Origin of the sequence: Arthrobacter sp. Leaf69 (genome assembly GCF_001422645.1) — a bacterium.
Taxonomy (GTDB): Bacteria; Actinomycetota; Actinomycetes; order Actinomycetales; family Micrococcaceae; genus Arthrobacter.
In genome coordinates, this window is the sequence record NZ_LMLR01000001.1 from 352,266 (window position 1) to 365,608 (window position 13,343).

General features: G+C 66.5%; 9 protein-coding genes and 2 tRNA genes. 8 read left to right on the forward strand and 3 right to left on the reverse strand.

Annotated features, from left to right (window positions below):
* Nucleotide 1 precedes the first annotated feature (1 nt).
* Nucleotides 2-796: an SDR family oxidoreductase gene (locus ASE96_RS01620; RefSeq protein WP_056425066.1), complete on the forward strand. Its 795-nt coding sequence runs from the start codon at nucleotides 2-4 to the stop codon at nucleotides 794-796.
* Between the two features lie 88 nt (nucleotides 797-884).
* Here ASE96_RS01620 and ASE96_RS01625 read toward each other — a convergent pair whose 3' ends face one another.
* Nucleotides 885-2,057, reverse strand: a complete 1,173-nt coding sequence (locus ASE96_RS01625) for an acyl-CoA dehydrogenase family protein (RefSeq protein WP_156367496.1) — start codon at nucleotides 2,055-2,057, stop codon at nucleotides 885-887.
* A 359-nt stretch (nucleotides 2,058-2,416) separates the two neighbouring features.
* On the opposite strand from ASE96_RS01625, the gene ASE96_RS18710 reads away from it, so the two are divergent.
* The 7 genes from ASE96_RS18710 to ASE96_RS01655 all read left to right on the forward strand — a co-directional run bounded on the left by ASE96_RS18710 (nucleotide 2,417) and on the right by ASE96_RS01655 (nucleotide 8,565).
* On the forward strand, nucleotides 2,417-2,941 hold the full coding sequence (locus ASE96_RS18710; RefSeq protein ID WP_082492522.1) for an RNA polymerase sigma factor: 525 nt from the start codon (nucleotides 2,417-2,419) through the stop codon (nucleotides 2,939-2,941).
* 143 nt (nucleotides 2,942-3,084) lie between these two features.
* On the forward strand, nucleotides 3,085-4,011 hold the full coding sequence (locus tag ASE96_RS01630) for a CU044_5270 family protein (RefSeq protein ID WP_156367473.1): 927 nt from the start codon (nucleotides 3,085-3,087) through the stop codon (nucleotides 4,009-4,011).
* 101 nt (nucleotides 4,012-4,112) lie between these two features.
* Complete coding sequence (locus ASE96_RS01635) at nucleotides 4,113-4,766, forward strand: MOSC domain-containing protein (protein ID WP_056425072.1); 654 nt, start codon at nucleotides 4,113-4,115, stop codon at nucleotides 4,764-4,766.
* 410 nt (nucleotides 4,767-5,176) lie between these two features.
* Entirely contained in the window at nucleotides 5,177-7,318 is a 2,142-nt protein-coding gene (locus ASE96_RS01640; RefSeq protein ID WP_056425075.1) for a DEAD/DEAH box helicase, read from the forward strand.
* Between the two features lie 231 nt (nucleotides 7,319-7,549).
* Nucleotides 7,550-7,621, forward strand: a tRNA-Thr gene (locus ASE96_RS01645).
* A gap of 62 nt (nucleotides 7,622-7,683) precedes the next feature.
* Nucleotides 7,684-7,757, forward strand: a tRNA-Met gene (locus tag ASE96_RS01650).
* Nucleotides 7,758-7,905: 148 nt separating this feature from the next.
* On the forward strand, nucleotides 7,906-8,565 hold the full coding sequence (locus ASE96_RS01655; RefSeq protein ID WP_056425079.1) for an NAD(P)H-binding protein: 660 nt from the start codon (nucleotides 7,906-7,908) through the stop codon (nucleotides 8,563-8,565).
* A 128-nt stretch (nucleotides 8,566-8,693) separates the two neighbouring features.
* Here ASE96_RS01655 and ASE96_RS01660 read toward each other — a convergent pair whose 3' ends face one another.
* Both ASE96_RS01660 and ASE96_RS01670 read right to left on the reverse strand, forming a co-directional pair.
* Nucleotides 8,694-11,828, reverse strand: a complete 3,135-nt coding sequence (locus ASE96_RS01660) for a M43 family zinc metalloprotease (protein ID WP_162238808.1) — start codon at nucleotides 11,826-11,828, stop codon at nucleotides 8,694-8,696.
* Between the two features lie 229 nt (nucleotides 11,829-12,057).
* Nucleotides 12,058-13,242: an ROK family transcriptional regulator gene (locus ASE96_RS01670; RefSeq protein WP_235500066.1), complete on the reverse strand. Its 1,185-nt coding sequence runs from the start codon at nucleotides 13,240-13,242 to the stop codon at nucleotides 12,058-12,060.
* Between the last annotated feature and the right edge of the window lie 101 nt (nucleotides 13,243-13,343).

A 13,343-nucleotide genomic window follows, 5' to 3' on the forward strand; every position in this document is an offset into this window, starting at 1 on the left:
CATGGACGCCAACGCACCCGAGATTCCGCCGGTCCCGCCCGCAACGCCGCACCGGAAGACGGCCCTTGTGACCGGCGTCGGCCGGCTAGCGGGGATTGGAGCGGGCATCGCGCGCCGGCTGGCGGCCGACGGCTGGGACCTCGTGCTGACGTACTGGCGGGACTATGACGCCCGGATGCCCTGGGGCGTCCAGCCGGACGACGTCGAACGCCTCACCGCGGAGCTCCAGGCCACGGGCGCCGCCGTCGTGGCGCTGCCGGCAGATTTCCAGGACCCGCAGGCCGTGGACCGGCTGATGGAGGTTATCGCGGCGGAGGCCGGGCCGTTGCAGGGACTGGTGCTAAGCCACGCTGAATCCGTGGACTCGAGCATCCTGGACACCACTCTGGAGAGCTTCGAGCGGCATTTCGCCGTCAATGCCCGCGCCAGCTGGCAGCTGATCGCAGCGTTTGCGCGGCAGGTCCCGGCCGAGGGCGGCGCTGTAGTGGCTCTGACCAGCGACCACACCGCCTTCAACCTGCCCTATGGCGCATCCAAAGGCGCGCTGGACCGCATCGTGATCGCGGCGGCCCGGGAACTTGGCCCGCAGGGGATCAGCGCCAACGTGCTCAACCCCGGTCCGGTGGACACCGGCTGGATGGACCAGCAACTGCGGGACGAACTGGCGCAGCGCCAGCCGGGCGGGCGGCTGGGAACGCCGGCGGACGTGGCCGGGACGGTGGCGTTCCTGCTCTCGCCCGAAGGCCGCTGGGTGTCGGGCCAGCTGGTCAAGGCCGACGGCGGGTGCTCCGCCTGAGGCGCCCAGCCCTTCACCGAGCTGGCATTTCGCGGCAGTGTTCGCGCTCAACACTGCCGCGACGTGCCAACTCGCGGAGGGTGCAGGGTCAGCGGAAGGCGGCCAGCCCGGTGAGGTGCTGGCCCAGGATCAGGGTGTGGACCTCGTCGGTGCCCTCGTAGGTGCGCACCGACTCAAGGTTGGCGGCGTGCCGCAGCGGCGAGTAGTCCAGGGTGATGCCGTTGCCGCCCAGGATGGTCCGGGCCTCGCGGGCGATCACGATCGCCTCGCGCACGTTGTTGAGCTTGCCCAGCGAGATCTGCTCGGGCCGCAGCTTCCCGGCGTCCTTGAGCCGTCCAAGCTGCAGCGCCAGCAGCGTGCCCTTCTGGATTTCCACCAGCATGTTGACGAGCTTCTCCTGGGTCAGCTGGTACCCGGCGAGCGGCCTGCCGAACTGCAGCCGCTCCTGTGAGTACTTCAGCGCGGCCTCGTAGGAGTCCCGGGCCGCGCCCATGGCACCCCAGGCGATGCCGTAACGTGCCTCGTTCAGGCAGCTGAATGGTCCTCGCAGGCCCCGGGCGGCCGGCAGCAGGGCCTCGGGACCCAGCCGGACGCCGTCGAACGTGACATCGCACTGGATCGAGGCGCGCATCGAGAGTTTTTGTCCGATCGGCGTCGCGGTGACCCCGGGGGTCCCGGCGGGGACCAGGAACCCGTGGACCCCGTCGTCCGTCATCGCCCAAACGACCAGCACGTCGGCCACCGACGCGAGTCCGATCCAGCGTTTGGCGCCGTCCAGGATCCAGCCGGCGCCGTCGCCAGTGCCGTCGCGGCGGGCGAACGTCTTCATTGCGGCGGGGTCTGAGCCGGCGGTGGGCTCGGTCAGCGCGAAGCTGCCGATCAGCTCACCGGCGGCCATCCGGGGGAGCCACTCCTGCTTCTGCTCTTCCGAGCCCCACTTGTGGATGGCCGTCATGGCCAGTGAGCCCTGCACGGAGACGAACGTGCGGATCCCGGAATCGCCGGCTTCCAGCTCCATGGCTGCCAGCCCGTATTCGACGGCGGAGCGGCCCGGGCATCCGTAGCCGTCCAGATGCATGCCGAGGACGCCGAGTTCTCCGAGTTCCGGCGCCAGCTCGAGCGGGAAGACCCCGTCGTCGTACCAGGCCGCGATGCCTGGACGGATCCGCTGTTCGGTGAAATCCCGGATCCGCTCACGTACGGCCAGCTCCCCGGCGCTCAGCAGCGAATCGATCGCCAGCACGTCGGAGACGTCGGAAATGCCGGAGACGTGGGAATTTCCGGAGATGTCGGAGATTTCGGAACCATTGGGGCCAGCCTCGTTGCTCATTCCAGCATCCTACGGTCTCGGTGCTGCCGCTGGCCCGGCCTTCCTGCCCGGTTGCTTCCGGACCGGGCTACGGATTCGGGGCGACCCGCCGGTGTCGCGGGCGAATAGGGTGCCGGGCAGGAAAGCGACCGGGCAGGAGCTCTTCCTATAGACAAGCCTGGGCTTCACCAAAGGTTGTGAAAGGCATTCATACCTGCGCAGCTTCAGCGCAATGGCTCTTGTTGGTGCGCATTACGGCCAATCTTTCCACGGCTCGTTACACTTTCGGGGTTGCCGGACATTAAACGGGTATGAGCTTTCAAGCAGTCCGGAAGGATAGAGCGGATTTGGAGCGGGAGAAGCATTTCTTGATAGCGCACGCGGCCGCCCACGACCGCATCTACCGCTATCTCCGCCGACGAACTGCGAATGCGGCGACTGCTGAGGACCTGTGCGCAGAGGTCTTTCGGATTGCTTGGGAGAAATCAACTGACAGCGAATCCCTGACAGTGATGGTGCTTTTCGGTGTTGCTCGTAACGTACTAAGAAACCATGACCGGTCGTCAGTCCGCTCCGCAAAACTCATAGAAGAACTTCGGCCACCGGAGCATCACGGTGGCGTCGAAGCCCTTTCGAGGGAATCTCCCCTTCAGGAAGCCCTGCACCGATTGAGTCCGGAGGACCGAGAAGTTCTCCTCCTGACCTACTGGGACGGCTTCAACTCCAGGGAGATATCCGACTTACTGAATACCAGCGCCACGGCCATCAGGATGCGTCTGCATCGAGCCCGAAAAGCACTGACCCACCTATTACAAGCAGAGGGGGCAGAAAAATGAATCAGAGAGCCTTAGAGGAACAGGTAAGGCGCCACCTAGCGACTGTAGATCCAGCAGCAAGTATCGCGGAGCAGGAATTGGCCACAAGTAGGGAGCGTTCCCTCAGAGCCTTCCAGACGGCGGAGACGAATCTCTTGGACCAAATGTCCAAGACGGGCAGCCCGCAGCACGCACCGACCGTCGTTTCGCTGTCCGTTGAGCGGCAACGGCGGAGGCGGAAGTGGGTTACTTCGGTAGCTGCAGCAGCCGTTCTCGCTGGGATTGTTGCCGGGGACCTCGTAGGGCTTGCCGGCTGGCGAGGAAGCGCCACCGCTGAAGCCGCTGAAGTTCTCAATACGGCGGCGGAAACGGCAATTACCAGCACCGATCCCGTCGTGAATCCAGGCCAGTATCTGAGGATCAGAAGCACCAACGTTTGGTCGACGGAAGACTGGCCCGAGGACGGTTCCAAATATCAGTGGCTGGATACAGAAAAGATGGATATGTATATCCCGGCTGACCGGACTTCGGAGTGGGTGTGGCTGCGTTCGGGGCGTGTGCCTACAACGTTCTTCGACGACAAGGCACGAAATTACGTCCAGGAGCAGGGCATCCAAGCCCATCCCGAGACGCTGCGGGCGCCAAAGGGAGAGTTCTATGGCCAGCCAGGCGGCACGCTCACCACGGATATGTCGACCTTTCCCCGAGACCCTTATCGACTCCTGAACCACATCTACATACGAACCCTGGGCGCAGGGCAATCAGTGGACGGTGAAGCGTTGGTCTTCATCGCTGATCTCCTTCGAACGGGACTCGTCCCTGCGGATCTGCGGGCCGCACTGTACAAAGCCGCGGCCATGATTCCCGGGGTGACGATTATGGAAGGGCAGGCGAACCTCGACGGGCGAACAGGCGTGGCAATCGGTCGGACAGAAGGCACTCTTACCCGCCAAGAGATCATCATCGATCCCAAGACGGGCCAGCTGATCGGGGAACGCGAAGTCCTCACGAAGGATTACGGCGTGATGCCAGCGGGCACGCCCTTTGCCTGGACTGCTGTGGAAACCTCAGTGTCCGATACGGCTCCCTGACGCTCCATACGGTCCTGGCTCCGTCCGCGCCAGCGGCAGGGAAGCAACCGGGCAGGAGCTCTGCGGGGGAGTCCGGGCGGCCCCAGGCCTACACTGGTGCCATGGACACCGCATCCGTTCTCGCCGTCTGCCGCGTACACCAGTTGCTGGACGATCCAGGCAGTGTGGGCGTGACCGCGATCGACAAACGCCCCGCGGATGGGCCGGTCAAGGTCCACAGGCTCGGACTGCATGGCGACATCCAGGCCAGCCGCGTGCACCACGGCGGCGAGGACCAGGCGCTGTATGCCTACTCCCAGGACGACGCCGACTACTGGGCAGCGGAACTCGGCCGCGAACTCCCGCCAGGGATTTTCGGTGAGAACCTGCGCGTTGCCGGGATCAGCGCCACGGACGCCATCATTGGCGAACGCTGGAAGATCGGGCTGGACGTTGAAGTCGAAGTGACCTCGCCCCGCACCCCGTGCGCCACCTTCCAGCGCCGGATGCACGAGCCGCACTGGGTCAAGCGGTTCGGGGAGGCAGGCCGCGTGGGAACGTATCTGCGCGTCGTGCGGGTCGGCAGCATCCAGGCAGGAGACCACATCCACCGGATATTCGTCCCCACCCACGGGGTAACCATCAGCAAATGGTTCAGCGCGCCCACGGTTGAGGACATGGAAGCCCTGCGGGACGCCGACGCCGACGGCGAGATCCGCCTCCAGCCCGAGTACCTCGCGGAGTTTGAGAAGCTCCAGCGCCGCCTCGGCGTGTAGCAGCGCCGCCCCGGGCGTCTCCGGGCGGGCGGCGTGTGCGCAAGCTCACCGCCGTCGTCGGCCCCTGAGTTACCCATGCGCGGATCGATGCCCTACAATTGAAATATCCCCCACTCCGGAAATCCCTTATTTCCTGCCCAATTCTTGAGGCAAGACTGGTAAGTGTTGGGGCCCGCGCGAATGAGATGCGGGCATTTTCATAGGGAGAGCCGGCTAAAGAAAACGCTGTACAGACTGCTGGGATAGCAGCCAAGAGATGCAGCGGGAAGTCCTGCCACGGGATTGCGAAAGCGCCGGGCTTCTATGTGACCGGCCGGTCAAAGTACGTCCGGCGATTCCGGTCACGCGTACTGCGGCTCCGCTCACCTCGGGTTGTGCCGCTTGGCCCCTATGAATGAGGATATTCACCTATGCCCGAAAATCAGAACAACTCCGTCGACACCGAACTCGCCACCGAGAACAGCCAGGTCGACGTCGAGACTTCTGAAACGGCTGCCCCCGCAGCCGGCTCCGCCCCGGTCTTCACCGAGGCCCCTGCGAACACCGACGCTCCGGCCGCTGCCGTAGCCGAACCGCAGGCTGACACCCAGGCCGAGGCCTCTGCGAACACCGCCGCCCCGGCCAAGGCTGAAGACGCCGAAGAAGAAGGCGTCAAGTTCGTTGACCTCGGCATCGATGGCCGCGTCCTGGCTGCCCTGCAGGACGTCGGCTACGAGAAGCCCTCCCCCATCCAGGCAGCAACCATCCCGCTGCTGCTCGAAGGCCGCGACGTCGTGGGCCTGGCCCAGACCGGCACCGGTAAGACTGCAGCATTCGCAGTACCGGCGCTGTCCCGCCTGGCCGAGCTCCACGACCTCAACGGCCCGTCCCGCAAGACCCAGGCCCTGGTGCTCGCTCCGACCCGTGAGCTCGCCCTCCAGGTCGCCGAGGCCTTCACCTCCTACGCCAAGCACATCGACGACTTCACCGTCCTCCCCGTGTACGGCGGCTCCGCCTACGGTCCCCAGCTCGCTGGCCTGCGCCGCGGTGCCCAGGTTGTTGTCGGTACCCCCGGCCGCGTGATCGACCACATCGCCAAGGGTTCCCTGGACCTGTCCGAACTCCAGTACCTGGTGCTGGACGAGGCTGACGAGATGCTCCGCATGGGCTTCGCCGAAGACGTGGAGCAGATCTTCCAGCAGACCCCCGCGGGCCGCCAGGTCGCCCTGTTCTCCGCCACCATGCCGAGCCAGATCCGCCGGCTCTCCAAGCAGTACCTGAACAACCCGGCCGAGGTGCAGGTCAAGTCCAAGACCACCACGGGCGCCAACACCCGCCAGCGTTACCTGCAGGTCATGGGCCCGCACAAGCTCGACGCGCTGACCCGCATCCTCGAGGTTGAAGAGTTCGAGGGCGTCATCGCCTTCGTGCGGACCAAAATGGCCACCGAGGACCTCGCCGACAAGCTGCGTTCACGCGGTTTCCAGGCTGCCGCCATCAACGGTGACATCCCGCAGCAGCAGCGCGAGCGTACCGTCGAGGCCCTGCGCGACGGCAAGATCGACATCCTGGTCGCCACCGACGTCGCGGCCCGCGGCCTCGACGTCGAGCGCGTCAGCCACGTGGTCAACTACGACATCCCGCACGACACCGAGTCCTACGTTCACCGCATCGGCCGCACGGGCCGCGCCGGCCGTTCCGGCGACGCGATCCTCTTCATGACGCCGCGCGAGAAGTACCTGCTGCGTTCCATCGAGAAGGCGACACGCCAGCCGGTGGAGCAGATGCACCTGCCGACCGCGGAGACGGTCAACACCCTGCGCCTGGGCAAGTTCGCTGAGAAGATCACCGAGACCCTCGCCTCCGAGGATGTTGCGTCGTTCCGCGACCTCATCTCCTCCTACGAGGAAGAGCACAACGTTCCGGCTTCGGAAATCGCCGCAGCACTCGCAGTGATGGCCCAGGGCGGCCAGCCGCTCCTGGTCAAGGAACTGCCGGCCGCTCCTGAATTCCAGAAGCGCGAGCGCTCCAAGGACGGCTTCGGTTCACGCGGCCCGACCCGCACCCTGACCGAGGGCAACGCCACCTACCGGATCGCCGTCGGACGCCGTCAGCGCGTGATGCCGGGTTCCATCGTTGGCGCCATTGCCAACGAAGGCGGCATCTCCTCGGCCCAGATCGGCGGCATTGACATCCGTGCGGACCACTCCCTCGTGGAGCTCCCGGCGGACCTCAGCTCCGACCAGCTGAAGGCCCTGTCCCGGACCCGGATCGGCGGCGAGCTGATCCACCTCGAACTGGACAACGGCCGTAAGCCTTCCGGTGACCGGGGCAGCTACCAGGGCGGCAGCCGCGGCGGCGACCGTGGCGGGTACTCCGGCGGCGGCGACCGTGGCGGCAACTTCAAGGGCAACGGCGGCTTCAAGCGCGAATTCCGCAAGAACGACGGCGAGCGGTCCTCCGCTGACCGCGGCGGACGCTCCTTCAGTGACCGCAACGAGCGCGGCGTCGGCTCCGACGCGGCCCGCAAGCCGCGCACCGAAGGCGGCTTCAAGCCCCGCAACAAGTGGTAACTGTCAGCTGCTAAGCACTGATTCACCGTGAGAACGGGCCGGCTCAACAGCCGGCCCGTTCTTGTTTAAGTTCCCTTGGTCACATCGGGGAGTCCCGCGGTGCCGAAGGCCCGTTCCCGGACGCCATCCAGGCCTTCTGCACCCCGGATTTCCGCTGTTTTTGGCGCATTCCCGGCCTCCCCGGCACCGATTTGTTGGGAGGGGAATCTTCCGGTAGAGTATTTACTCGTTGCCCCCCTAGCTCAGTGGTAGAGCGCGTTCTTGGTAAGAACGAGGTCACCGGATCGATTCCGGTGGGGGGCTCTGAATGAGGGCCTGTGTCAAGGCGGTTTTTGACCGGCTTAGCGCAGGTTTTCCTCATTTATGGCGGCGTAGCTCAGTTGGTTAGAGCGCACGACTCATAATCGTGAGGTCGGGAGATCGAGCCTCCCCGCCGCTACAGAAAGACCCTGCAGGCATCGCCGGCAGGGTCCTTTTGTTTAACCCCCCGTTGCGCTATCACTTTGGGTGCCTCAAAGGCCCTCTGAGCCGCGCTAAGTGATAGCGCAACGGGTGCGGCTCGTGGCGCCGTGGGACAGAATGGGTCCATGACTCGAATCGCAATCATCGGCGGCCACGGCAAAGTGGCTTTGGAACTGTCCAGGATCCTCTCCGCGGAGGGGTTCGACGTTACGTCGATAATCCGCAACCCTGACCACCGGGAGGACGTCGCCGCAGCCGGGGCCACCCCGGCTGTCCTGGACGTTGAAAATTCGACGACGGCGGAGATCGCCGAGGCGCTCCGGAACCACGACGCCGTGGTCTGGTCCGCCGGTGCCGGGGGAGGGAGCCCGGACCGCACCTACGCCGTGGACCGGGACGCGGCGATCCGGTCGATGGATGCGGCAGCCCTGGCCGACGTCGGGCGCTACATCATGGTGTCCTACTTCGGAGCCGGGCCTGATCACGGCGTTCCCGCGGACAACGGCTTCTTCGCCTACGCCGAAGCCAAGGCGGCTGCTGACGCCTACCTGCGCGGAACGCAGCTGGACTGGACCATCCTGGGGCCTGGAGCGCTCACTGACGGCCCCGGCAACGGCCTGATCGATGTCAACCCGGCGGATGCCTCCGGCGGTCAAGAGACGGCACGTGCCAACGTTGCCCTCGTCGCGGCCGCGGTTCTGGGGCTGCCCTCAACCGCGGGGCGCACCATCGAGTTCCGCGACGGCACGCTGCCCGTGGCGGCTGCCCTGGAGCACCTGAGCTAACCGCAGCGTCCGGCTGCCGACACGCACGGGCCTCCACAACGCACAGAGCCGCCAAAACCCACAGAGCCGCCGGCAGCGTCACTTCGCTGCCGGCGGCTCTGTGCGGACTCAGACCTTCGGAGACAGTCCTAGGGAAGGACTTCAGTTCCCCGGGCTGCCGTCCAGGTGATGGTGCCGCGCTGGAAGCGCTGGCTGCACGGTCCGGTGGCGGAGCTGCAGCTCTCGTTCGACGTCGGGTAGCCGAGTTTGCCTCGTTCGTAGCCCAGGCTGGCCCAGGTCGAGCGGATGGCACCGGTCGTGGCGACAGCGCCGGTGGTGGGCGACCAGTGGATGCTGCCGCCCGTGAAGGACTGGTAGCAGCCGCCGCCAACCAGGCCGCAGGTTTCCTTGCCTGTCGGGTAGCCGAGTTTGCCTCGTTCGTAGCCCAGGCCGGCCCACGTCGAGCGGATGCCGCCCCACGTCGGGAAGGCGCCGGTGCCGGGGGACCAGTGGATGCTGCCGCCCGTGAAGGACTGGTAGCAGCCGCCGCCAACCAGGCCGCAGGTTTCCTTGCCTGTCGGGTAGCCGAGTTTGCCCTTTTCATAGCCCGTGCTGGCCCAGGCTGTGCGCATGCCGCCCCACGTGGCGAAGGCGCCGGTGCCGGGGGACCAGTGGATGCTGCCGCCCGTGAAGGTCTGGTAGCAGCCGCCGCCAACCAGGCCGCAGGTTTCCTTGCCTGTCGGGTAGCCGAGTTTGCCCTTCTCGTAGCCCGTGCTGGCCCAGGCTGTGCGCATGCCGCCCCACGTGGCGAAGGCGCCGGTGGTGGGGGACCAGTGGATGCTGCCGCCCTGGAAGGCCTGGGAGCAGCCGCCGTTGGTCAGACCGCAGATTTCCTTACCGGCCGGGTAGCCGAGCTTGCCCTTTTCGGATCCCAGTGACGCCCAGGTTGCACTGATCGGTCCCGCAGTGGCGAATACTCCGGTGGCGGGGGCGTTGAGGATGGCGCCGCCCACAAAGTTCTGCGCGCAGCCGCCGTTGACCAGGCCGCAGGTTTCCTTGCTTGCCGGGTAGCCGAGCTTGCCCTTTTCGTACCCCAGTGTTCCCCAGACGGACCGGATCGGTCCGACCGTGGCGTAGGCGCCCGTGCCGGGGGACCAGTGAATGCTGCCGCCCTGGAAGGCCTGGGAGCAGCCGCCGTTGACCAGGCCACAGGTTTCCTTGCCGGCGGGATAGCCGAGCTTGCCCTTTTCGTAGTCCATGGCGGCCCAGGCGGACCGCATGCCGCCCCAAGTCGCGACAGCGCCGGTGGCCGGGGACCAGTGGATGCTGCCGCCCTTGAAGGACTGGTAGCAGCCGCCGTTGACCAGACCGCAGGTTTCTTTGCCTGTCGGGTAGCCGAGCTTGCCCTTTTCGTAGCCCGTGCTGGCCCAGGTGGCGCGCATACTGCCCCAGGTGGGGAAGGCGCCGGTGCCGGGGGACCAGTGGATGCTGCCGCCCTTGAAGGACTGGTAGCAGCCGCCGCCAACCAGGCCGCAAACTTCGTTCCCCGTCGGGTAGCCGAGTTTGCCCTTTTCGTAACCCGTGCTGGCCCAGGCGGTGCTCATGCCGCCCCACGTGGCGAAGGCGCCGGAGGCGGAGGACCAGTGGATGCTGCCGCCCTGGAATTTCTGGTAGCAGCCGCCGCCAACCAGGCCGCACGTCTGGGGGCCGGCGGGGTAGCCGAGTTTGCCCTTTTCGTAGCCCAGGCTGGCCCAGGAGGCCCGGATCGGCCCCGTGGTGGCGACGGCGCCCGTGCTGGGGCTCCAGTGTACGGATCCACCCTGGAAGTTCCTGTAGCAGCCGCCGTTGCGCAGCCCGCAGACGACAGCCGACGTCGCGGTCCCCAGGGCCGGCGTCTTGGCCGCGACGGCGTCGATCGCCTTGCCGGCGAGGGAATCCAACGTTTCGATGGTGATGCCGGCCGCCGCGGAGGAAATCCAGTCCACGCTCACCCGCGTTCCTGCATGGGTCTTGAAGACCTGGCCGGCCTGCCAGGTCTGGTTGTAGCTGTAGAAGCCGTTGAATGTTGTGGTGCTCGGCTGCAGCGCGATGGATCCAGCTCCGAAGCCCTGAACAACCTTGACTCCGCGGTTGCCGCCGAGGGCCGTTGCCGCGTCGTTGCCCACCGGGAGGCGGAGCTCAACGTAGTAGACCTCGCCGCTCACGGGATCCGTGAATTTGACGGCACGGTTGGCGTCCGCGCTTCCCCAGGCCCGGAGCTCGTAGGACTTTTTGCCCGTTGCAGTCCCCAGGTTTCTGACCTCGGTGCCGGCTCCGAATCCGCCAAATTCATAGATCGGGGAGCTGACCACCGGCTGGCTGACCTGGGAAACACCCATCAGATCGAGATTGTCCTTGTATTCCTGGACGCTGCACGAACTGTTGGCGAAGGTGCCGTCGGCGTTGCTGGCTGTGTCCACGGCACCGTTGGCGCACGTGAGCCTGTTGGCGTGCATGAGCCCCAGGACGTGCCCGAATTCGTGGGTCAGCACGCTCTTGGTCAGGGTGGCCGGGAGCGGCATCAGCACGCGCCCGCTGGTTCCGTTGTAACTCCAGCCCGCGCCGTACGCCCCGTCGGAGAGGGTGGGCGTGGAAACGAACACCACGAGGGCCGTGTACGAACTGGGGGTCCACCCAATTTCGTTGGAGATCGTGTTCATCATGGATGAATAGCTCTGGGTCGTGGTCGCCTTGCTGGACCGCTTTTCGACCGTGGCCACGCTCATGGACAGCCTGCCGTTCGACATGGCCTGCCAGTACTGGCTGCTGGTACTAATTGCGGCCCGGGCGTCCGCCTCCGGGATGGTCGCTTTCCGGTCGGCCAGCTGGACCAGGACCAGCTTCACCTTGATATTGCCGCTCCTGGCCAGGGAGTAGGCCTCCGTGGCCGCCTTGTGCTGTTCAGCACCCTTGCTCCCGTGCCCTGCGGTCCCGTCGCCGTGCGTGGACGTGGGGTTGTTGCCGCCAATGACCTCCGTGAACAACGGCTCCGGGGCTGTCAACGCCTGCGACTCGACGGTTGCCGGGGATACCGCTGCCGGCGTCGGCTCGGCCGTGGGCGCCGGCGCGGCAGTAGTCTCCGCGGATCCAGTGGCCGTCGGGCCAACCGTCAGGCCGGGCGTCGGTGTGGACTTCGCCGACGCCGTCGCCGTCGCCGACGCCGTCGGTGCCGGTGCCGGATCGGCGAGGGCAGGCGTGAGCGTCACAGCGGTGAGCGAGGCAAGTGTGACGACCAACGCCGTCATCAGCGCTGTCGTCTTCCGTATTGAAATCAATTTTTGTCTTTCATGAGACCGCCGCATCACTGACTGCTCAGCGGTGCGGCCGGGAGACCGGGAAGTGAGGTCAGTCTACGGATGGCACGCCGCCAGACCCGGTAACTTGCACGAATCTTTCGTCTTAGGTAGCGAATCGTTGCCGAATCTTGAGCTAAGTCCCTGAGTCCCCATGACGCGGCGGACCTGGTTCCCGGGGCTATCCCGGGGGGAGCGCCAGCTCCAGCGCGTTGGCTTCGACGTAGTCCAGGGCGCGGCGGACGGCGCCCATCGTGACAATCGAGTCGCCCAGCGGTGAGACCGTCACACGCGGGGGCGTCGCCGTGAAGCGGGGGAGCAGCGCGGTGATTGCCGGCAGGAGCGCCGCCGCCGATTCAGCCACCGCACCGCCGATCACCACCTGCTCGGGGTTGATGAAACTCGCCACGGAGGCGATGACCCGGGCCATCCGCTCCGAAATCCTGTCCAGGATGGCCAGCGCCCCGGGATCCCCGGCGGCGGCGTCCTCAAAGACGCGCCGGGCACTCGCCTCACCGCCGGAGGCGGGGCCGCCCCCGGCCGCGGACCACTGCCGGGCCAGGCTAGCGATGCCGTCGCTGGAGCCGACGCCCTCCACGAGGTCCAGGTACCCCATTTCGCCGGCCGCGCCGCCCCGGCCGTGCAGCAGACGCCCGGACTCCATCACCCCGGCCCCCAGCCGTTCTCCGGCCAGGAGCACCACCAGGTCGTCGACGCCGGCGCCGGAACCCCGCCAGCGTTCGCCCAGGGCGGCAAGGTTCGCATCGTTTTCCAGCAACACCGTCCAGCCGTGCAGTTCCTTCAGCGCCGTCCGGAGCCCGACGTCGAACAGGCTCCAGAAGTGCTGGCTGGCCAGCACATTCCCGTCGCGGTCCACCGGCGCGGCGATGCCCGCGCTGACGGCCAGGACCTTTTCCGGCCCGGTCCCGGCGGCTGCCAGCGCCCGGCGGCAGGCACGGTCGACGACGTCGATCCGCTCCTCCGCGGGGATGTCCGTGGCCCGGAAGCTCCCGCTGGCGCGTCCGATGACGGTGCCGCGGAGGTCCGCGACGGCCGCGGTGGTGGTGGCGGCCCCGATATCGATGCCGAGGACAAAACCCGCCCGTGTATTGAGCTCGAAGCGCCGGGCGGGACGTCCTTTGCGCGGGCCCGGGGCCTGTTCTTCGTCCCGCGTGTCCAGTTCACGGATCCAGCCGCGCCGGATCAGGTCTTCGCAGACGGCAATGACCGACGCCCGCGTCAGTCCGGTCCGGCTCATCAGTTCCGTCCCGGTGGCCACGTCCGTGTTCCGGATGAAGCCGAGCACCGACTGGGCGTTCACCCGGCGCAGCAGCTGGGGCGTGGCGGCGGCTGCCGTCGGCTTCAAATCTTGACCTCCCCGTAAGTACGGACCCATAATTGATCCGGCAATATATTTAGCTTGTATCTAAATTATCAGAAGCACTGCTCCGAACCCGAAGGATCTTC

Bases quoted from the DNA above. Each gene is read 5' to 3' on its own strand.
- ASE96_RS18710 (WP_082492522.1), top strand. From the start codon at position 2,417: ATGAGCTTTCAAGCAGTCCGGAAGGATAGAGCGGATTTGGAGCGGGAG.
- ASE96_RS01655 (WP_056425079.1), top strand. From the start codon at position 7,906: ATGACTCGAATCGCAATCATCGGCGGCCACGGCAAAGTGGCTTTGGAA.
- ASE96_RS01635 (WP_056425072.1), top strand. From the start codon at position 4,113: ATGGACACCGCATCCGTTCTCGCCGTCTGCCGCGTACACCAGTTGCTG.
- ASE96_RS01630 (WP_156367473.1), top strand. From the start codon at position 3,085: ATGTCCAAGACGGGCAGCCCGCAGCACGCACCGACCGTCGTTTCGCTG.
- ASE96_RS01620 (WP_056425066.1), top strand. From the start codon at position 2: ATGGACGCCAACGCACCCGAGATTCCGCCGGTCCCGCCCGCAACGCCG.
- ASE96_RS01640 (WP_056425075.1), top strand. From the start codon at position 5,177: ATGCCCGAAAATCAGAACAACTCCGTCGACACCGAACTCGCCACCGAG.
- ASE96_RS01660 (WP_162238808.1), bottom strand. From the start codon at position 11,828: ATGACGGCGTTGGTCGTCACACTTGCCTCGCTCACCGCTGTGACGCTC.